This is a genomic window from Brucella oryzae (genome assembly GCF_041929965.1).
GTDB lineage: Bacteria > Pseudomonadota > Alphaproteobacteria > Rhizobiales > Rhizobiaceae > Brucella > Brucella oryzae.
Map to the genome: position 1 here is coordinate 23589 of NZ_JBHEEO010000019.1, position 18692 is coordinate 42280.

The window sequence follows — 18692 nt, forward strand, 5'->3', positions numbered from 1 at the left end:
TTGTACCCGTTGGGGAAGTGGGGAGATATCACATGAATTCGGTACGGGATCGGCTGGAAAGCTCTCTGTTGCAGCTGGAAGCGCGGGCCGGGAGCGAGCACGTTTTCAGCAAGGTCTATGCGCAACAGGCGCGAGCCGAGGCGGATGCCGCCGATGCACGCCTTCGCGACGGACGCGCGCTCGGGCCGCTCGACGGGCGTATTGTTTCGATCAAGGATCTCTTCGATATTGCCGGAGAACCGACGCTGGCCGGTTCGGTTATTCGCCGCGATGCAACTCCGGCAACGCAGGATGCCGCGATTGTCCGGCGTCTGCGCGATACGGGCGCCGTCATCGTCGGCAAAACCCACATGACCGAATTTGCCTTCACGCCGGTCGGTCTCAATCCGCATTACGGCGAGCCGGGCAATGCCATCGATCCCGCACGTGTTCCGGGCGGGTCGTCGTCGGGCGCCGCAGTCTCGGTCGCAGAAGGTACCAGCGAAATTGCCATCGGTTCGGATACAGGCGGATCGGTGCGCATTCCGGCAGCGTTGAACGGTATTGTCGGCTTCAAGCCGACGGCCCGGCGCATTCCGCTCGACGGTGCTTTTCCGCTGGCGCCGTCGCTCGATTCCATCGGCCCGCTGACCGGAACGGTGGCCGATGCCATTTTAACCGATGCGATTATGGCAGGCGAAACGCCGGTGCTGCCCGATGCCCTGCCGCTCAAGGGTCTGCGCGTCGCGCTGCCGAAAGGCTATCTATTGGCCGATATGGAGCCGGATGTAGCAAAACACTTCGCGGCCACCGTCGCGCTTCTTGAAAAGGCAGGCGCGATCATTGCCGATCTGGAAGTCGACGATCTGATCCAGCGCCTGCGCGAGGCAACCCGCGTCGGTTCCATCGCCGGGATCGAGGCAAGCCATATCCATGCCTCGACATGGCTTGGCGATCCTGATGCGAATGTCGATATCCGCGTGAAACATCCGCTTTCCGTCCGCGTCAAGGTTCCGATGGAAACCTATCGGGCGATCATGGAAACGCGGGCAATGCTTGTGCGCGAAATGGATGAGCGTTTGAGCGATTTTGATATGTTCGTAACGCCGACCACGCCGATTGTTGCACCGACGATTGCCTCGGTCAGCCATGACGAGGCTGAATATGACCGTGTGGAAGGGCTGCTCTTGCGTGATACGCAGGTTGGAAACCAGTTCGACCTGTGCAGCATCACCGTGCCCATGCCGGGCATGACGCTGCCGACCGGTTTCATGCTCAGCGCACGCGGTGGCACGGACAAAAGGCTGCTGGCCGCAGCCCTGTCGGTCGAGAAACTTTTAGAGCCTGAATCAAAAAGCGGCATGTGAGTGCGAAAATGGTAATTTTCGAGTACCGGAGCGCAATGTACTTTTAGGTACATGAGCACCGGAACGCAGGTAAATTGCCATTTGCAGCCGCACAGGGCGACTTTTGGAACGGGCTCTTAGGCTGATTCTTTCGCCAGCTCTGCTTCACGACGGATGCGCGCCACCATGGCGCGCAGGCCATTGGAGCGCTGCGGCGTCAGATGTTCATCGAGGCCGAGCTTTTTCAGAATGGCTTCCGGGTCCACGGCGAGAATGTCCGAAGCCTTGTGGCCCGAATAAAGCGCCAGCACGATGGCCACCAGACCGCGCACGATATGCGCATCGGAATCGCCCAGAAATTCAATGACAGGATCGTTGCCGCCTTGCGGCAGCGTCTTGAGCCAGACCTGGCTCACGCAGCCCTGAACCTTGTGCGCCGCATCGCGGGCATCGTCGGGATAGGGCGGCAGTTCCTTGCCGAGGTCGATGACATAGCGATAGCGGTCTTCCCAATCGTCGAGAAATTCGAAATCGGACATGATGCTATCGATGGTCGTGGTCATGGTACTCGCCTGAAAGAAGTTTCCTGCCGCTTATATAGTCACGAAACGCCGCGAGGTCACGGAAAACTAGCGCGAAATGGAACCAGTCGGGCGGCGGTCGAGTGCGCGTAGGGCTTCTTTCCGCGATGTCGGGATGGGAATGCCAGTTCCGGTCTGCGCAGGTTCGGCAGCTGCCGGTTCCACTTTTGCAGGCGGTTGCGGCTTGGTGCCGAAACGGTCGCTCAGATATTCGAGCGCGGCGCGGCTTCCCTCCAGAAGCCCGCTTCCGGCGCTGGAAACAAGCGAGGTTCCGTTCTGGCAGAAGGAAGGGTTGTCGATGCACAGCTTGCCCAGTTCCACGGCGGTTTTGCCATTGGCGAGAAGCTGGTCGATTGAATCCGGCTCCCGCTTCGTCTCGGCAATGGCTGGCTTCTCCTGCGGCTTGCTTTGCTCATCCGCAGGGAAGATGCGCGGCATCACGATGAACGCCAACGACAGCCAGAATACGGATTTGAGGAGAAAACGGATCATCGCCCTGCTTTTGTTGCGGTGTATTGGCGTCAATGTCCGACGAATTGGAAAAGATTCCGTAACCGTCCAGTTTAAACGTTAAAATTGCACGCGGGCAGAAATATGGTCTCGCCGATTGCTACACTCTGTTTACCATAGACAGAAAAGCAGACCCGGCGTGTCACTTATCCGCTTTGGACGGTCCCGTTTTATCGTTTCTTTAAAGCCTCGGCTGCAATCTGTTGCTGGCTGGAAGAGTGTCGTCACGGCGAACAGTTTTCCGGTTTTGATTATGCAAGAGTATTGAGTGAGTACGGCACGTTGAACGCCATTCTTTTGAAAACAGCCGAAACCGTCCGCATGAATGTGCAGGCGATCAGCCGTTTTTACGAACGTTTCTGCCGCCGCTGGGTATCCAATCCCGATACGGCCTCCATACGTGTCATCGGTTCGGTTCTCACCGTGCCGGTCCTGCTTTGCGCTGCGGTGCTTGGCTCCGGCGTAACGCCGGGCTTTACGGAATTTGCGATCCTGGCAGCAAGCTTTGCAGGCGTCGCCATGATCCTGTGTGCGCTGTCGCTTATGGGCGTCGCAGTGCCTTTACTGGCTGGCCTGAACTTCACTGCCTATGGCGCGGGTCTTGCGGTCATCGGCGCTTTTTCGCATGGCAATGCAGTTCTGTGGCTGATGGCGGCCGGTCTGCCGCTTGAAGTCTGGTTCGCGACCCGCAAACCGGTTGCAGCCGCCGCAAGTGCAGCATTTGCAGCCATGATTCTCGGCTACTTTGCGACGGCAAGCGGCGGCGCCATTTCCGGCGGCAGCTATGTTTCCGTCGCTGTTCTGGTGTTTTACGCGGCAAGCCTCGTTGCGCGTGGTTTTGCAAGCGCGTCCACCCCCAAGCAGATCAGGATCAGCGCGCCGCAGGTGGCCGTGGCTGCGGGTGACGTGCAGTTCACGCTCGATGCCGAGGGCGTGGTGTCGTCGGTCGATACGAATTCGGCAAAGCTTTTGGGCGTACAGCCCAAAATGCTGGAAGGGACGGCGCTGATCGACCGCGTTCATGTGGCCGACCGTGTGCAGTATCTTTCGCTTCTGGCCGATCTTCGCGCGGGCGCATCCTTGCGCAAGATCGATGCGCGTCTGCGCTCCATCGAAAATGGCGATACGATCTTCCGCACCTACCGTCTCGAAGGTGCCGTAAGCGCTCATGCCATCACGTTGATTGGCCGCTCGCTCGAAGGCGAACAGAAGCTTCTGAACGAGATTGCAACGCTGAAAGCGGAGCTGGAATCGGAGCGCATCGGCAAGGGCCGTCTGCTTGCAGCCGTCAGCCATGAGCTGCGCACGCCGCTCAATTCCATCATTGGCTTTTCCGACATGCTGTCGCATGAAATGGGTGGCAAGCTCGCCAATGAGAAGCAGCGCGAATATGCGGGTCTCATTCACCAGTCCGGCCATTATCTGCTGGAACTCGTGAATGCCGTTCTCGACAATTCACGTCTGGAAACCGGCAATTACAGCATCGATCCGCAGAACTTCGCTTTTCGCGAGGCGGCTGAAATGTGCACCGCCGTCATGCTGCCGCAGGCGGAAAAGAAAGGCGTCGCTTTCTGCCACCGCGTCGGCAACGGCATCGGCGAATTGGTGGCCGACCGCCGCGCCGTCCAGCAAATCCTGCTCAACCTCGCCGGAAATGCGGTGAAGTTTACGCAAAGCGGCGGCTGCGTCACCATCGATGCAACCCGGGTGATGACTGACGGTCGCCCGATGCTGGAAATCATCGTTTCGGATACGGGCATCGGCATCGAGCCGGAAGATATGCAGCGCATCGGCACGCCTTTCGTGCGCGCCGACAATAATTATACGCGCGCACAGGAGGGAAGCGGCCTCGGGCTTTCAGTGGTCAAGGGGCTGGTGGAACTGCATCAGGGGAGCATGCAACTGAAAAGTTGCCCCGGCGAAGGCACGATCGTCACGATCCGCCTTCCGGTGGCAGGCCCGCAATTTGTCATGGGAGAAGACGACAATCAGGAGCTTGGCCCAGAGCTCGGCCCAGAGCTTGGCACGGTGATCGACATGTACCGTCACCAGGGAGAAAGGCGTAATGACTGGCAGAACGACGAAGACAACAGCCAAATCCGGGAGCAGAAAAATGCGCAAACCCGTAAAACGGCGTAGTCTCGGCTCGCGGCTCCTCCATTTCTTCTTCACATCGGCTTCCGCGCTGGCGATTGCAGCGGGTGAATTCATCGTGCGCAACCCCGTCCTGACCGGCGGGGCAACTGCGTTTCTGGTGGTGATGAGTTTCGTTTCGGCCAATGCGCTCTGGTATCAGCCGGAGGCGCACAACGCCGTATTCTTCCGCACCAGGCCGGATTTCGTGTTCAAGCCGACGCCGCGCCCGGTCCTGCCGGGGACGGCGGCGGCGAAGGATAACGCCCCGAAACCGACCGAGACTGCCTCTGCAAACAATGACATGGCGCAGTCGCTGGAAGCTGCCAGCGCGTCGCCTGACCGCATGACGATGAGTGCATCGGTGGACGACATGCTGCCTGCGCTTGCGCCCAATGCCGATCTGGAAATCGCGCGCCTCCAGCAGCGGCTTTCGACGCTTGGAATTTACAAGGGGCCGGTGGATGGTTTTACCGGGCCGCAGACCCGAGAAGCGGTGGAACGCTGGCGCGCCCTGCAGCAGAAGCTCGGCGTGCAGGAAGCAAATATCCCTGCGCAATTGCAGGCCGATACGCAAAGCACTGCCCCCGGTCAGGACGAGGTGGCCAAAGCCATCGAGGTCGCGGTTCCGACGCCGCGGCCGCAGCCCGCTGCTTTGAAAACGGAAACGGATGCAAAGCCGAAGCCAGCCCTCGCATCCTATGAAAAACCGGCGCAAAAAAAGCAGGTGGCGGCAACGCCCGCCGTGCAATCGGCGAAAGTGAGTTCGCAGGATATTATCCGCGTGCAGGCCGGGTTGAAGGCATTCGGCAATGACACCGTGCCGGTGAACGGACAGCCGGGCAAGACGACACAGGAAGCCGTGCGCGAATTCCAGAAACTGTTCAGCATGCCGGTGACGGGCGAAATCGATGCAACGCTCATCGCCAAGATGCGCGAGATCGGCCTGATAAGCTGATGGGTTCCCGATGCGCCTGACATCCGACTTCTGGGTTTCGGCATTGATCCGCAAGGTGCAGGGCGAGGGAGGTTTTGCCTATCTCGCCCGTCGCGGTTCGCCGGAAGCGGGCGCTATCTTCATCAAGGTCAGTTCGCGCTTCGGCACCTGCGACCTCTATTCGCCTGCGCCCCAAACCTCCTATGAGGAGGATAATGACGGCGAGCGCATGTTCCTGCGTATTCTCCACGACGCCGATGAGATAACGGCAAGCGACCGCATGGCACGGGAAACCCGCTTCGATCCCGATCTTTGGCTGGTCGAACTGGAAGACGTTGCCGACGCATCGGCGTTCTTTTCCGTCTCGCAGGACGGCGAGGCAATATAGAGCGGGATTACTTCACTGACGTCTGACGCGACGGGTGATCGGAATTGGCGGCATCCGCGAGCGGGGTGTCGTCCTCGGCTTCGGCCATTTCGCGCAGTTTGCCGCGCAGCATGGCCGACATATCCTCGGCCTTCCAGCGCCGTACGAGCGCCATCGCCTTTTCGCGGTCGATGGAGCGATAGATATGGACGAACTCCCGAAGGTTGTCGCGGTTGGTGTCGATAGGACCCAGAATGGCCGTCATGACGAGATAGCATTCGGCAGGCGACAATCCGAGCGCCTTGAGTGCGATCGGCAGGTGCGAGTCCGGCCACTGTCCGATGATCGCATCGGACCGTTCAAAGGACAGGTCGAGCGCATCGGCCAGCGCATTGCGGAAAAACTGGCTGTCGATCAGAAGCGCGGTGTCGATGAGATGCTGCGAGCCGGTGGTCGCGCCCGCCTCGTAGAAAGGCTGCTGCAGCGCACGCGCCAGCCGTTCGGAACTTCCGTCCTTCATCAGCGGTGTGCTGGCTGCAGAAAGATCAGGAATATCGGGCCTTTCGAGCGGCTCTGCCTCGATATTGGCAAGGTTTTCCTGAAGCGCCAGCGTGCGGTCGATGACCGGATCGGCGAAACTGCGCAGAACACCTTGCAGAAGAACGTCACCGGACTGGCGCCGCGCAATGGCGCGCGCATGGGCAAGACCGCTCCTGCCGATGATTTCGATGAGGTCGGAAGGACGCAGAAGGGGAGAGCGCAGCAGGATGGGTGCGGAGATTTCGACGGGCTCGTCAGCCAGCGCCAGAATGAGACGACGCGGCGCGTCCTCCAATTGTGCCAGCGCATTGGCTGCATGACGCTTGCCGCGGGTGGAAGCGCATTGCAGAAGCGGCATGGCAAGATCTTCGAGCTGCTGCATGTCCTGTCGTCCGGGGCGCGTGATACCCGCGAACGCCGAAATTGCGGCGGCCAGAAGGTCGTCCGCCTTGGCTCTCCCCGCTTTTGAATTCGATGGGCTCCGGTGGCCTGAAATATCCTCCAGGGCGCGGAACTGATCATTTGTCACGCAGAATACTCCGGTGGGCACACAACTCACCCGCCCCAATTGCAGATCACGCATCCGGCGGCAGCCGGTTGATGCGCAAATGCACCCCGCATGGGTCGGTATCCCGGATAGTAGCGTTGAAGCCTTAGCAACTCATTAACCGTGCCATAAAGAAACAGCATCGGCTTCGGTTTTCAGAGCCCTTCGAAGGGCGCGCATTGTGCGTCGTTGAAAAAACGCCGCACTTCCGTGTTCCATGTTGCATCGGGCACGAAAACCCGCAGCACGGCGGCACCTTCGCCGATATTCTGCTCGATCAGGATCGAACGCGCATCGGCCCGCGAACCGTCCGAGCGCAGGCTGGCCATGCCGATGGGATCGGCCAGGATCAGATCGAGCTTGCGTTCGTTGGAAACGCTGTCGTTCAAACTATAGAGATTGTCCCCGTTGGGCGCATAGATCGAGAGCGACCAATAAGGCACATTGGCCCCGGTGGTGAAGTGCACAGGTCCGTCGGCAAGATCAAAGCGACAGGTGGCTTGCTGCACAAGCGGGTCACTGTCGCTGACCGGGCCGGACTTTTCATCCAGCTTGTGGAAACGGTATGGCTCGCTTCCGGCTTCAATCCGCGACCATGCGTTCTGGTCTGAGTAGAAGGGAACGAGGAAGAGAACCGCGATATGAACAATCGCAGCGCCCACGATGCCGAGGAGAACGAGGCGGAAAATTCTAGCCACGGCATGCCCCCGGATTTGCCCCGGCAACCCGCTCAATATTCGGCATCACCAGATCGGAAAGACCGGAAGACGATGCGGCAGGCGTGTCGTAAAGAGTCATGACGAGGACGAAATCGCCACTCCCTTCTACAGGGAGCCAGTTGCCCGGCGCTGCATCGGGGCCGATGGTGATCGTGACGCTGCCGCCATCGTCGTAGAGCACCTCGCGGGAATGCAGTGCTTCCTGCAATCCCTCGCGCGGTTTGATTGGCTCCAGATCAGGCGTGGCGGGATAGACGGTCCAGAAGCGGGCAGGCGGCGTCATGCCGCTCAGGCGGTAAGTGCAGCCGCGCCGGAGCGTTCGCCCGCTATTGTCGCTGCGCGCATAAAAGGGCAGCCCCTCAGCGGTTCCGAGCGCCAGATAGGCTTTGCGGGCCGCACGGGCCTTGGAATAGGGGTCGGCAGCGGGCGTGCCTGCCGCCGGATAGGCGCTCCAGGCTCCGACGCGGAGTTCACCGAAACCCTCAAAGCGGTCGAGAACCTTGTCGACGCTCCAGATGCCGCCGCCCAGCGCCAGCACAAGCACAATCGCCGTGTTGAATATCGTTTTGAACATCGCCCCTCAGAGTACCGATATTTTCGTGCGTTCGGCGATCTTAGGCAGCGGCGGGGCCGCAAGGAAGCGGTCGTGTAGCTCCTTGATTACTTTTGTCGATAGAGGAGACAGTACACGCGGCGGCGCGGCCACGGTTGCTTCCGGCTTGGCATTTGCCACTTGCGGCTCGCTCTTCTTGGGCGGAGCCGGGAACGGTGGCGTCACGCCCGGTATGGGCTTCAGCTCGATGTTCTGATGCGCATAGGCCATCATGCGCTGCCAGGCCATGGCTGGCAGGATGCCGCCGGTCAGGTCTTTCATCGGGGTGAAATTATCATTGCCGAACCAGACTGCTGCCGTGAAATTGCCGGTAAAACCGACGAACCATGCATCGCGATAGTTTTGCGTTGTGCCGGTCTTGCCGCCCACCCGCGTCATCGGCAATGCTGCGCGGCGTCCGGTGCCGCGTTCGGGCACCTGCACCAGCATGGAATTCATTTCGAGTGCGGCTTTCTCCGACAGTGCCCTGTGCGGCTTCGGTGCATCGCGGCCGAAATCCCACAATACCTTGCCTTCCGACGAAACGATCTGCGTAAACGCGTGCCGGTTGCCGGCCATGCCTGCATTCGGAAACACGTTGAAGCCGGTGGCCTGATCCATCACCGTCATTTCCGATGTGCCGAGCACCATGGTCTTGTGCGACGAGATCGGCGATTCCACGCCCATCGCCTTGGTCAGCGCAACGATGGGGGCCGTGGTCAGATAATCGCGCGCCAGCCGGACCGGCACGCTGTTCAACGAGCGGACAAGCGCCGTCGTCAGGTCCACGCGACCGGCAAAGCTGCGGCCATAATTGCGCGGCGACCAGTTGCCCCAGCTGATCGGAGCATCCGAGACGATGGTGCTGGGCGTCAGACCTTTTTCCATCGCCGCCGCATAGACATAGGGCTTGAAGGAAGAACCGGCCTGCCGCAATGCCTTGGTGGCGCGGTTGAACTGGCTTTCGCCATAATCCCGCCCGCCCACCAGTGCGCGGACGGACCCGTCATTGGCGAGCACCACAGTCGCCGCTTCTGCAACATTATAGTCCTTGCCGAACTGGCGCAGATGATATTCGAGCGATTCCTCTGCCGCCTTCTGCAAGTTGCGGTCGAGCGTGGTGCGCACGATCAATGTGTGCTGCGGAATATTGGCGGCGACCTTCTTTACCTCTTCGAAGGCCCAGTCGAGGAAGTAATCCGGGCTCTCATTCTTGGCGCGGTCGATGACGCTGGCCGGATGACGGCGCGCGGCGGCAACCTGTCCCTCGCTCAGGAAACCGCTTTCAACCATGTTGGAAAGCACGACATTGGCGCGCGCACGCGCTGCGGGCAGATTGACATGCGGCGCGAACTTGGCAGGCGCCTTGAACAGACCTGCCAGCATCGCAGCTTCGGCGAGCGAGACATCCTTCACGCTTTTGCCGAAATAGAACTCGGAAGCGGCTGCGATACCGAAGGTTCCGCCGCCCATATAGGCGCGGTCGAGATAAAGCTGCAGGATTTCCTTCTTGCTCAGATTGCTTTCCAGCCAGAGCGCAAGGAAGGCTTCCTTGATCTTACGCTCGATGGTGCGCTCGTTGGACAGGAAAAGGTTCTTGGCAAGCTGCTGCGTGATGGTTGAGCCGCCCTGAACGACGCCATTGGCGCGCATGTTCTGGCTGAGCGCACGGGTCAGGCCCCAGAGATCGATGCCGTAATGGTCGAAAAAGCGCCGGTCTTCGGTGCCGAGCACAGCCTTGATGACGTGATCCGGTAATTCATCGATAGGCACGGCCTGACGATGCAGAATGCCGCGCTGGCCGATTTCGTTGCCGTAGCGGTCGAGGAAGGTGACCGCATAATCGTCCTGCGCGCGCCAGTCCTTTTTCGTTTCCTCGAATGCGGGCAGGGCCAGAACCAGCATCAAAACGGCACCGCCGACGCCGAGCGTGAACCCTTCGTCAAGGACTTCGACCACGAAACGCCGGAAACCGCGTACGCGAAAACGGCGTGAGAAAATGGTGATGTTTTCCCACCATTCACCGAGATTGTAGCGCAGGCTGTAGAGAGTGGAGTCAATCCATGCGTCGAGTCCGATCAGGCGCGAAACCCTGAAGGGCTTGCGCTTCTCGCTTCCGGAATCTTTTTCTGCCGTTTTACGCATAAACACTGACTTCGGCATGGTTGGTTTCGGAGATAGGCGGAACTTTCCTATCCATAATAGCAGATTAATAAGCCACACCTCATGTGAAATGGTTAAAACACAAGCAGCTTTTTGGCTGCAGGAAAAAAGTCAATTAATAGGAAAATAATCCTTGACTGCGTAACGGTGCTTTGCTAGGTTCTATGTACAGTCGAAAAATTGTGACTGTCGCTGGTTACGCTATATACCCCCAGCTGATACCGGTGTGCATAACCCTGAAAAGCTATAGCGGCTTTTCAGGGTTATGTCGTTTAAGGCAGTTGTGAAAATTGTGAACACACACCCTGAAATTGTGGAAAAGATGTCGCGCGGAGAAGCGCGCATTCGTTTGGCGCATCAGTTGCAGACAGCACATGGCATTGATCCGGCTGATATTGCGGATTTGCTGTCTGTTTCGGTAAGCCAATATCTCAACCGTTTGAACCGCCTGAACCTGGCTTGTTCATTTGCAGCATCTGATTCGGATCAGCGGGCACGCGACGCCATTCTGGAACGTCTGCAGGCCGAGCTGAAACGGTTGCTTGAAGGCGAAGACCTGCCGGACAAGAGCAAGTCGGAAGCGCTGATGGCGCTTGCCCGTGCGGTAAAATCCGTCAGCGAGTTGACGGCTGAGGAGAAGGCGCCCAGCCAGCCGCCTGCTGGCCGCGCGGTCGCTTCGTTGAGCGAAACGCGCAAGGCGCTGATGCGTATAAGCAGGAGGATAAACGAACTTGCAGAAAGTCGGGCGCGGGAGATTCTGGACGGCAGGCCTGACGCCGCAGCAAGTGGAAGCAGCAGAGGCGGAGTGGCTTTTTCAGGCGCGTGATGCGCAATTGCCGCCTTATGGTGACTGGCGCACCTGGCTCATCATGGGTGGACGTGGTTCCGGCAAGACGCGGGCAGGCGCAGAATGGGCTTCCGGCATGGCGCTGGGGCTGCCGCCTTTTGCAAAGGCGGCATACGGGCATATTGCACTGGTCGGTGAAACCTTCAGCGATGCGCGCGAAGTTATGGTGGATGGACCGTCCGGCATACTGGCAGTGTCGCGGCTGGCGCGCCCCCGCTATGAAGCGACCCGGCGCAGGCTTTTATGGGAGAACGGCGCGGTGGCGTCGCTTTATTCGTCCGAAGATCCCGACAGCCTGCGCGGTCCGCAATTCGATGCCGCATGGTGCGATGAGCTTGCGAAATGGAAAAACCCGCAGGAAACCTGGGATATGCTGCAATTCGGCCTGCGTCTGGGAACCTTTCCAAGGCAGGTCGTGACCACGACGCCGCGCGCGGTTCCGCTTTTGAAAGCCTTGGTTGGCGATGCCTCGGTTTCGATGACGCATATGCGGACGGACGAAAACGCGGCCAATCTGGCGGCAGGTTTCATGCAGACGATCAACCATCGCTATGCCGGGACGCGTCTGGGACGGCAGGAACTCGACGGCGAACTGATCGAGGAACGCGCTGGTGCCCTTTGGTCGCGCGACCTTATCGAGCGCTGTTTCGAGGCCGCAACGCCTGAACTGGTCCGCATCGTCGTGGCCATCGACCCGCCTGCCTCCTCGGGCAAGGTGTCGGATGCCTGCGGTATTGTCGTTGCCGGTCTCGACGAGGAGGGAAATGGCCACGTGCTGGCGGATGCCAGCATGAACGCGGCAAAGCCGCATCAATGGGCGCGAAAGGCCATTGCGCTTTTCCATGCGCATCAGGCCGATGCGATTGTCGCGGAGGTCAACCAGGGCGGCGAGATGGTGGCGGCGGTGCTGGCTGCGGAGGATGCGAGCGTGCCGGTTCTCAAGCGCCATGCGTCCAGAGGCAAATGGCTGCGGGCAGAGCCGGTGGCCGCACTTTATGAACAGGGGCGCATTCGCCATGCCGGACGGTTCCCGGCGCTGGAGGACGAAATGTGCGATTTTGCGCCGGGCGGTCTTTCCAGCGGGCGGTCGCCGGACCGGCTCGACGCGCTTGTCTGGGCGCTGGGCGAACTGATGCTCGGCACCGAACGCAAACCGCGTATACGCCGGTTTGGCTGAACGACTCTAAACAATTGGAGAAGCCATAGAATGGCATGGAACTGGGTCCGAAAATGGCCGGGGCGACGAAACACGCCGGTATCTGCCATAAAGTCTGACGCTCCACGTCAGACCAAAATGGCGAACGGCTTTGTCGCGCTGCATATGGATCATGGCGCATCGTGGATCGCGCGGGATTATACATCGCTGGCGCGTGAAGGCTTCATGCGCAATCCGGTCGCCCATCGCTGCGTGCGCATGATTGCGGAAGCCGCGAGCAGCGTGCCGTGGCTGCTGTATGAAGGTGCAACCGAACATGAAACGCATCCGCTGCTCGATCTGTTTACCCGCCCTCAGTGCGGGCTGGACGGGGCCACGTTCTTCGAGCGGCTTTACGGGCACCTGCTGATTTCCGGCAACGCCTATGTCGAACGCGTTGACCTGCCGAGCGGCCGCATGGAACTGCATCTCCTGCGCCCGGAGCGGGTTAGCGTCGAGACCGACACTGAAGGCTGGCCGCAAGCGCTGGTCTATCGTTCAGGAAATGCGGGCAGACGCCTTTCGCTCGGAAGCGACGGGGCTGCTGCCTTGCAACTCAAGCTGTTTCATCCGCTGGATGACCATTACGGGTTTCCGCCGCTGGAAGCGGCTCTCATGGCGCTTGATCTTCACAATGCGGCAGGCGCCTGGAACAAGGCTTTGCTCGACAATTCGGCCCGGCCTTCCGGCGCGCTGGTCTATGCGCCGAAGGATGGCGGCAATCTGACGGAAGAACAGTTCGAACGCCTCAAGGAAGAACTGGAGGAGGGCTATACCGGCGCTTCCGGCGCGGGGCGTCCACTGCTTCTGGAAGGCGGTCTGGACTGGAAGGCCATGGGCTACAGCCCGCAGGACATGGATTTCATCGAGGCCAAAAATAGTGCTGCCCGCGACATTGCATTGGCATTCGGTGTGCCGCCGATGCTGCTCGGCATTCCCGGCGACAATACTTTTGCCAATTATGCAGAGGCCAACCGCGCCTTTTACCGGCTGACGGTGCTGCCGCTGATAGGCCGCGCCGCCAAGGCGTTCAGTGGCTGGCTCGGCCCGCATTTCGGCGACGGGTTGCGGCTCGATCATGACATCGACCGCATAGAAGGCCTGTCGTCCGAGCGGGAATCGCTGTGGCGGCGCATTTCCGAGGCATCGTTCCTCACCGACGAAGAAAAACGCGATGCGGTCGGTTATCAGCCGCACGCGGGAAGGAGGCCATCATGACCAACCTCAACGATGCAGTATTTGCTTCGGAAGCGGCCTGGATATGGTTCGCCAAGATGGCGGGCGCGGTGGCGGGTTCCGCCGTGTCGCTCGCCTATATGCTGCCGCATGGAAAACGCGAGGCGGCGATCCGTTTCGCGGTCGGCATCATCTGCGGCATGGTTTTCGGCGGCGCGGCAGGCGTCAAGATTTCCGAAACCCTGGCTCTCGGCGGATTGCTTGGCCGGGCGGAACTGATGCTGATGGGATCAGCTGCGGCAAGCCTTGCCGCCTGGTCGGCACTCGGCATCTTCAAGCGGTTCTCCGAACGGCTGAAGCACGCGCCCGTCCCCGGAATTCTCCCCGAGGAAAGGGAGCACAATGGCGATGCATGATATGCGGCTGGAAACGAAACAGGCTGCTCTCTCCATCCAGGATGTGGAGCTGGACGGAAGCTTTTCCGGCTATGCAAGCGTCTTCGGCCTGCCGGATCTCGGTAATGATGTGATCGAACGGGGCGCTTTCGCCCGCTCGCTTGCCAGGGGCGGCGTGTCGGGCGTGCGCATGCTCTGGCAGCATGATGCGGCTGAGCCTATCGGCGTGTGGACCGCGATCCGCGAGGATGCGCGGGGGCTCTATGTCGAGGGCAGGCTGGCCAAGGGCGTTGCGCGGGCGCGCGATGCGTTGGAGTTGATGCGCGGCGGCGGGCTGGACGGATTGTCCATCGGCTTTCGCACAGTCAAGGCGCGCAAGGATGCGCGAACCGGCCTGCGCCATATTATCGAAGCCGATCTGTGGGAAATCTCGGTCGTCACCTTTCCGATGCTGCCGCAGGCGCGTGTCAGCAGCGTCAAGGCGACACTGCCGACGATCCGTGAATTCGAACGCTGGCTCACGCGGGATGCGGGGCTGAGCCGGACTGCGGCGAAAACCGTCATAGCCAAGGGCTTTGCAGCCCTTGCCGACGGGAGACAGGGGCGGGACGCTCGCCTGTCGTCTGAGGATAAAGGCCTCGCGCAACGTATGCGTGAGGCTGCTCGAGCATGTCTCCCGAAAGTGGAAGCCGGTTTCGGGACAAAGACATGCGTAAAAACAAATAGATAGAGCATTTCCAATGATTCAATCAAAACGGGAAATGCTCTAGAATGATCTGAAACAACGAAAATCACAGGACCTAAATGGAAGAAAACCAGACCGTCCCGCTCGAAACCAAGAGCGTGGAAACGAAGGCGCTTGGCCATAATGATGGCGATGTATCCGAGGCTTTCGATGAGTTCATGACGGCTTTTTCGGCATTCCGCGAGGCCAATGACGAACGGCTGAAGAAGGTCGAAAAGGGTATCGATGCCGATGTGCTTTTGCGCGACAAGGTTGATCGCATCAATCGTACGCTTGACGAGCAGAAGGCGGCGCTCGACCAGTATGTGCTCAAGCAGGCGCGTCCGCCGCTGGGTGGCGTCGCACCGCTTGGCAATATCGAGCACAAGCAGGCGTTTGACGGCTATGTCCGCCGTGGCGATGAGCAGACTCTGCGTGGGCTTGAGCAGAAGGCGCATTCCTATGCCTCCGGCCCGGATGGCGGCTATCTGGTTCCGGCCGAGTTGGAAACCGAAATCGGACGCAGGCTTGCCATTCTGTCCCCAATCCGCGGTATTTCCAGCGTGCGGCAGGTTTCAGGCGCTGTTCTGAAAAAGCCGTTCTCGGTCAGCGGTCCGGCCACGGGCTGGGTTGGTGAAACCGATGCACGCCCGCAGACTGCATCGGCAAAACTGGCCGAATTGCAGTTCCCGACCATGGAAATCTACGCCATGCCGGCGGCGACCTCGTCGCTTCTCGACGACGCGGCAATCAATGTCGAACAGTGGATTGCCGAGGAAGTCGAAGCAGCCTTCGCGGAACAGGAGGGCGCTGCCTTCGTCAATGGCGATGGCATCAACAAGCCGCGCGGTTTCCTTGACTATGAGAGCGTGGCGGATAATGCTTGGGCATGGGGCAAGATCGGTCATATTGCAACCGGCGTTGCCGGTGCGCTGCCGGAAGCAGATCCTTCGGACAAGCTGATCGAGCTCATCTATGGTCTGAGGGCCGGTTATCGCCAGAATGCCAATTTCGTCATGAACCGCAAGACGCAGAGCGTGTTGCGCAAGCTCAAGGACAAGGACGGCAATTATCTCTGGCAGCCGCCATCTGCCGTTGGTGAAAAGGCTTCTCTGATGGGCTTCGGTCTGGTCGAGGCCGAGCATATGCCGGACATCGCAGCCGATAGCCCGGCCATCGCCTTCGGTGATTTCGGGCGCGGCTATCTGGTGGTGGATCGCATTGGTGTGCGTGTGCTGCGCGATCCTTATTCGGCCAAGCCCTATGTGCTCTTCTATACAACCAAGCGCGTCGGCGGCGGAGTGCAGGATTTCGAGGCAATCAAATTGCTGAAATTTTCCGCCTGACGGAACTGGCAGCTTGAAGCTGTCAGTTTTTGCAGTGGATTACCGGCCTATCCTGCCGGTTTTGGCAGGTAGTTTCCAGTTTCAAAGCGGGTGAATCTGCACCCGGAGTTCGTGTTTAACTGTCTGATTTGAAAGTTATCATTTAGGGGACGATCCATGACAATGTTTCTTGTCACGCCACCGGCGCTGGAGCCGGTGACGATAGCCGATGTGCGCGCATTTTTACGAATTTCCACTGAAAGCGAGGACGATGTTCTGCATCGTCTGATCGCGACCGCCCGCGAAATCATCGAAGCCGAAACCGGCCTGTCGCTGATCGACCAGACCTGGCGCCTGCGCGTCGATCGCTGGCCGCGCTCGGGTCGCCTGGCTTTGTTCAAATATCCGGTCAAGGCGGTGACGTCCGTCGTGGCATACAGGGTGGACGGAACCGCAATCTGCTTTTCACCGGAAGAATTTGTCCTGCATCACAACCGCAGGCCGCAGCGCCTTTATATGGCGCAATATCCGGACGCAGCGCAATTCATCGGCCTTGAAGTCGATTTCCTGGCCGGTTTCGGAGAAAGCGGCGTCGAGGTTCCGGACGCTCTCAAACATGCGATCCTGACGCTCGTGGCACATCTTTATGAGTCACGTGCCGGTGTCGATGCGGATGCCGCCCAACGCTCCTTCCCGCCGGTCATCAACCAGATGATCGACAGCTGGAAGAGGGTGTCCCTATGAATAACGTGCTTTTTATCGATCCGGGCCAGCTCACATCCGAGCTGGTGCTGGAGGCGATGCAGCCGGTGGCGGACGGCATGGGCGGTTACGACGAGAGCTGGTCCGAGGTCGGTATGGTCTGGGGACGGATCGAGCCGCTTTCCACATCGCAGAAGGATTTCGGCACACGCCCGCACCCGGAAGTGACGCATCGCATCCTGCTGCGGTATCGGCCTGATCTCTCCACCGCCATGCGGCTGCGCAAGGCGGGGCGGGTCTTTTCGCTGCGTTCCATCCACGATCCCGATGAAAGCGAACGCTATCTCGTCTGTCTCGCGAGCGAACAGGGACGATGAATATTTCAATGCAACTTACATTCGATGGTCTTGTCCGGGCGCTGCGCTGGAAAGCGTTGTCGGTCCGGGAAACCATCGCTGTTCAACAGGCGCCGGGATTGGATGATACCGGCATTCGCACAACTCAGGATGCAGGCGGGGGCAAGCATGAAAAATGGCGCGGCAGCATTGCAGAAGGCACTGTTTGAGGCTCTGAAGAAGGATGGCGAACTCATTGAATCGATTGGCGGAGAACGTATCTACGACCATGTTCCGCCCAAAACGCCTTTTCCCTATGTGACGCTTGGCGAGACCGCCAGCCGTGACTGGGATACGTCGACGGAAAAGGGTGGCGAGCATTTTCTCAATATCCAGATATGGGCCAGGGAAAGCGGGCGCAAGCGCGTGCTGGACATTGCGGCCAGGATCGCAACGGCGCTCGACGAAAAGCCGGTGGAGGTCAGCGGCCACCGCCTTGTGAACCTGATGCTGACCGAAGTGCTGGCCCGCAATACCGACGGGCAGGGCAGCTATCTCGGCACCATGCGCTATCGCGCCGTGACCGAACCGGTCAGTTAAAACAAGGGAAGTCAGAATGGCAGCACAGAGAGGCAAGGACATCTTGCTCAAGACGGCGCGTGACGACGGCATGTTTGAAACCTGCGCGGGCTTGCGCACCAAGCGTATCGCGTTCAACGCCGAAACCGTGGATGTGACGGATGCCGACGCCGCCGGTCGCTGGCGGCAATTGCTCGCGGGCAGCGGGGTGCAGCGCGCATCCGTCAGCGGCTCGGGCATCTTCAAGGATGCCGCGTCCGATGCGCTGATCCGCCGGATATTCTTCGAGGGCGAAATCCGCGACTGGCAGATCGTCCTGCCGGATTTCGGCACGATCAGCGGGCCGTTCCAGATAACGGCGCTGGAATATGGTGGCAATCACGATGCGGAAGTGACGTTCGAGATCGCGCTGGAATCCGCGAGCTTCATCACCTTTGGTGAAGCGCTGTGATGGTCAACCGCCATCGCGGCGAGGTCGCCGCACGGCTCGATGATCGCGACTGGACGCTCTGCCTGACGCTCGGCGCGTTGGCGGAACTGGAAGCGGCGTTCGAGGTCGATAATCTTTCTGACCTGACGGCTTGCTTTTCAACGGGGCGGCTGTCGGCGCGCGACATGCAGCGCATTCTCTGCGCCGGGCTTCGCGGCGGCGGCCATACGGTCAGCGTGGACGACGTTGCCGATATGCGCGTGGAGGGCGGGGCGGCTGGCTTTGCCCGCATCGTCGCATCGCTGCTGACGGTTACGTTCGGATCGCCTGAAAAGGATTCCGCGCCAAACCCTTGAATACCGCAGTTGAATCGAAATCTCCACTGTCGCCTTTCCCCTGGGATGAGGCGATGCGGGCAGGGTTCGGTCTGCTGCGGCTTTCCCCACAGGCATTCTGGTCGATGACGCCGCGTGAACTGAACGCCGCACTCGGCCCCGCCGCGCCGGTTTTCGACGCGCCCTCGCGCCAGTCATTCGAAACGCTGATGCGCGCCTTTCCAGACAGGTGAAT

At 59.9% G+C, this 18692-nt stretch carries 23 protein-coding genes; 17 read left to right on the plus strand and 6 right to left on the minus strand.

The genetic code is table 11. The features are described 5' to 3' along the window. Window positions 1-32: 32 nt before the first annotated feature. Complete coding sequence (locus JNC70_RS17315) at window positions 33-1346, plus strand: amidase (RefSeq protein ID WP_374788744.1); 1314 nt, start codon at window positions 33-35, stop codon at window positions 1344-1346. 116 nt (window positions 1347-1462) lie between these two features. Here JNC70_RS17315 and JNC70_RS17320 read toward each other — a convergent pair whose 3' ends face one another. Then, the gene (locus JNC70_RS17320; protein ID WP_374788745.1) at window positions 1463-1888 is read right to left on the minus strand and encodes a SufE family protein; all 426 of its coding nucleotides are present in this window, start codon (window positions 1886-1888) and stop codon (window positions 1463-1465) included. Between the two features lie 66 nt (window positions 1889-1954). Then, complete coding sequence (locus tag JNC70_RS17325; protein ID WP_211693684.1) at window positions 1955-2398, minus strand: hypothetical protein; 444 nt, start codon at window positions 2396-2398, stop codon at window positions 1955-1957. A 300-nt stretch (window positions 2399-2698) separates the two neighbouring features. On the opposite strand from JNC70_RS17325, the gene JNC70_RS17330 reads away from it, so the two are divergent. The 3 genes from JNC70_RS17330 to JNC70_RS17340 are packed head-to-tail and all read left to right on the plus strand — an operon-like array spanning window position 2699 to window position 5874. Next, on the plus strand, window positions 2699-4555 hold the full coding sequence (locus tag JNC70_RS17330) for an ATP-binding protein (RefSeq protein ID WP_374788746.1): 1857 nt from the start codon (window positions 2699-2701) through the stop codon (window positions 4553-4555). After that, on the plus strand, window positions 4530-5507 hold the full coding sequence (locus JNC70_RS17335) for a peptidoglycan-binding protein (RefSeq protein WP_374788747.1): 978 nt from the start codon (window positions 4530-4532) through the stop codon (window positions 5505-5507). Before JNC70_RS17330 ends, JNC70_RS17335 begins: the two co-directional genes overlap by 26 nt. A 10-nt stretch (window positions 5508-5517) precedes the next feature. Further along, window positions 5518-5874, plus strand: a complete 357-nt coding sequence (locus JNC70_RS17340) for a DUF1491 family protein (RefSeq protein WP_211693687.1) — start codon at window positions 5518-5520, stop codon at window positions 5872-5874. Between the two features lie 7 nt (window positions 5875-5881). Here JNC70_RS17340 and JNC70_RS17345 read toward each other — a convergent pair whose 3' ends face one another. The 4 genes from JNC70_RS17345 to JNC70_RS17360 form a co-directional block, all read right to left on the minus strand. Next, entirely contained in the window at window positions 5882-6922 is a 1041-nt protein-coding gene (locus JNC70_RS17345; protein ID WP_374788748.1) for a DUF2336 domain-containing protein, read from the minus strand. 173 nt (window positions 6923-7095) lie between these two features. Continuing rightward, window positions 7096-7638, minus strand: a complete 543-nt coding sequence (locus tag JNC70_RS17350) for a DUF1254 domain-containing protein (RefSeq protein WP_104755433.1) — start codon at window positions 7636-7638, stop codon at window positions 7096-7098. Next, window positions 7631-8233, minus strand: a complete 603-nt coding sequence (locus tag JNC70_RS17355; RefSeq protein ID WP_104755434.1) for a DUF1214 domain-containing protein — start codon at window positions 8231-8233, stop codon at window positions 7631-7633. The genes JNC70_RS17350 and JNC70_RS17355 overlap by 8 nt, the downstream gene beginning before the upstream one ends. Before the next feature lie 6 nt (window positions 8234-8239). Beyond that, on the minus strand, window positions 8240-10414 hold the full coding sequence (locus JNC70_RS17360) for a penicillin-binding protein 1A (RefSeq protein WP_374788749.1): 2175 nt from the start codon (window positions 10412-10414) through the stop codon (window positions 8240-8242). Between the two features lie 292 nt (window positions 10415-10706). Between JNC70_RS17360 and JNC70_RS17365 the strand changes: the two genes are divergently transcribed. From JNC70_RS17365 to JNC70_RS17425, 13 genes are all read left to right on the plus strand, one after another. Further along, a complete protein-coding gene (locus tag JNC70_RS17365) occupies window positions 10707-11240 on the plus strand; it encodes a hypothetical protein (RefSeq protein WP_245414746.1) in 534 nt (177 codons plus the stop codon). Next, on the plus strand, window positions 11146-12438 hold the full coding sequence (locus JNC70_RS17370; protein ID WP_374788750.1) for a DNA-packaging protein: 1293 nt from the start codon (window positions 11146-11148) through the stop codon (window positions 12436-12438). Before JNC70_RS17365 ends, JNC70_RS17370 begins: the two co-directional genes overlap by 95 nt. Window positions 12439-12468: 30 nt before the next feature. After that, window positions 12469-13674, plus strand: coding sequence for a phage portal protein (locus tag JNC70_RS17375; protein WP_374788751.1), 1206 nt, complete (start codon window positions 12469-12471; stop codon window positions 13672-13674). After that, on the plus strand, window positions 13671-14048 hold the full coding sequence (locus tag JNC70_RS17380) for a DUF6107 family protein (RefSeq protein ID WP_104755438.1): 378 nt from the start codon (window positions 13671-13673) through the stop codon (window positions 14046-14048). Before JNC70_RS17375 ends, JNC70_RS17380 begins: the two co-directional genes overlap by 4 nt. Continuing rightward, entirely contained in the window at window positions 14035-14757 is a 723-nt protein-coding gene (locus JNC70_RS17385) for an HK97 family phage prohead protease (protein WP_374788752.1), read from the plus strand. Before JNC70_RS17380 ends, JNC70_RS17385 begins: the two co-directional genes overlap by 14 nt. A gap of 74 nt (window positions 14758-14831) precedes the next feature. Continuing rightward, a complete protein-coding gene (locus tag JNC70_RS17390) occupies window positions 14832-16097 on the plus strand; it encodes a phage major capsid protein (protein ID WP_374788753.1) in 1266 nt (421 codons plus the stop codon). 156 nt (window positions 16098-16253) lie between these two features. Then, entirely contained in the window at window positions 16254-16820 is a 567-nt protein-coding gene (locus tag JNC70_RS17395) for a head-tail connector protein (protein WP_104755441.1), read from the plus strand. Next, window positions 16817-17155, plus strand: coding sequence for a phage head closure protein (locus JNC70_RS17400; protein ID WP_104755442.1), 339 nt, complete (start codon window positions 16817-16819; stop codon window positions 17153-17155). Before JNC70_RS17395 ends, JNC70_RS17400 begins: the two co-directional genes overlap by 4 nt. A gap of 8 nt (window positions 17156-17163) precedes the next feature. Continuing rightward, on the plus strand, window positions 17164-17343 hold the full coding sequence (locus JNC70_RS17405; protein ID WP_249126968.1) for a hypothetical protein: 180 nt from the start codon (window positions 17164-17166) through the stop codon (window positions 17341-17343). Continuing rightward, a complete protein-coding gene (locus JNC70_RS17410) occupies window positions 17303-17713 on the plus strand; it encodes a DUF3168 domain-containing protein (RefSeq protein WP_104755444.1) in 411 nt (136 codons plus the stop codon). Before JNC70_RS17405 ends, JNC70_RS17410 begins: the two co-directional genes overlap by 41 nt. Before the next feature lie 16 nt (window positions 17714-17729). Then, complete coding sequence (locus JNC70_RS17415) at window positions 17730-18143, plus strand: phage major tail protein, TP901-1 family (protein WP_374788754.1); 414 nt, start codon at window positions 17730-17732, stop codon at window positions 18141-18143. Next, window positions 18143-18478 carry a gene transfer agent family protein gene (locus tag JNC70_RS17420; RefSeq protein ID WP_374788763.1) on the plus strand — a complete coding sequence of 112 codons (336 nt, stop codon included), beginning with the start codon at window positions 18143-18145 and terminating at the stop codon, window positions 18476-18478. Before JNC70_RS17415 ends, JNC70_RS17420 begins: the two co-directional genes overlap by 1 nt. A gap of 26 nt (window positions 18479-18504) precedes the next feature. Further along, on the plus strand, window positions 18505-18690 hold the full coding sequence (locus JNC70_RS17425) for a rcc01693 family protein (protein ID WP_374788764.1): 186 nt from the start codon (window positions 18505-18507) through the stop codon (window positions 18688-18690). Window positions 18691-18692: the final 2 nt, after the last annotated feature.

What these genes read in the sequence shown, in the direction of transcription:
- JNC70_RS17390 (WP_374788753.1), top strand. Translation starts at nt 14,832, where the DNA reads ATGGAAGAAAACCAGACCGTCCCGCTCGAAACCAAGAGCGTGGAAACG.
- JNC70_RS17395 (WP_104755441.1), top strand. Translation starts at nt 16,254, where the DNA reads ATGACAATGTTTCTTGTCACGCCACCGGCGCTGGAGCCGGTGACGATA.
- JNC70_RS17335 (WP_374788747.1), top strand. Translation starts at nt 4,530, where the DNA reads ATGCGCAAACCCGTAAAACGGCGTAGTCTCGGCTCGCGGCTCCTCCAT.
- JNC70_RS17420 (WP_374788763.1), top strand. Translation starts at nt 18,143, where the DNA reads ATGGTCAACCGCCATCGCGGCGAGGTCGCCGCACGGCTCGATGATCGC.
- JNC70_RS17415 (WP_374788754.1), top strand. Translation starts at nt 17,730, where the DNA reads ATGGCAGCACAGAGAGGCAAGGACATCTTGCTCAAGACGGCGCGTGAC.
- JNC70_RS17340 (WP_211693687.1), top strand. Translation starts at nt 5,518, where the DNA reads ATGCGCCTGACATCCGACTTCTGGGTTTCGGCATTGATCCGCAAGGTG.
- JNC70_RS17400 (WP_104755442.1), top strand. Translation starts at nt 16,817, where the DNA reads ATGAATAACGTGCTTTTTATCGATCCGGGCCAGCTCACATCCGAGCTG.
- JNC70_RS17320 (WP_374788745.1), bottom strand. Translation starts at nt 1,888, where the DNA reads ATGACCACGACCATCGATAGCATCATGTCCGATTTCGAATTTCTCGAC.
- JNC70_RS17380 (WP_104755438.1), top strand. Translation starts at nt 13,671, where the DNA reads ATGACCAACCTCAACGATGCAGTATTTGCTTCGGAAGCGGCCTGGATA.
- JNC70_RS17325 (WP_211693684.1), bottom strand. Translation starts at nt 2,398, where the DNA reads ATGATCCGTTTTCTCCTCAAATCCGTATTCTGGCTGTCGTTGGCGTTC.
- JNC70_RS17360 (WP_374788749.1), bottom strand. Translation starts at nt 10,414, where the DNA reads ATGCCGAAGTCAGTGTTTATGCGTAAAACGGCAGAAAAAGATTCCGGA.
- JNC70_RS17375 (WP_374788751.1), top strand. Translation starts at nt 12,469, where the DNA reads ATGGCATGGAACTGGGTCCGAAAATGGCCGGGGCGACGAAACACGCCG.
- JNC70_RS17315 (WP_374788744.1), top strand. Translation starts at nt 33, where the DNA reads ATGAATTCGGTACGGGATCGGCTGGAAAGCTCTCTGTTGCAGCTGGAA.
- JNC70_RS17385 (WP_374788752.1), top strand. Translation starts at nt 14,035, where the DNA reads ATGGCGATGCATGATATGCGGCTGGAAACGAAACAGGCTGCTCTCTCC.
- JNC70_RS17355 (WP_104755434.1), bottom strand. Translation starts at nt 8,233, where the DNA reads ATGTTCAAAACGATATTCAACACGGCGATTGTGCTTGTGCTGGCGCTG.
- JNC70_RS17405 (WP_249126968.1), top strand. Translation starts at nt 17,164, where the DNA reads ATGCAACTTACATTCGATGGTCTTGTCCGGGCGCTGCGCTGGAAAGCG.
- JNC70_RS17410 (WP_104755444.1), top strand. Translation starts at nt 17,303, where the DNA reads ATGAAAAATGGCGCGGCAGCATTGCAGAAGGCACTGTTTGAGGCTCTG.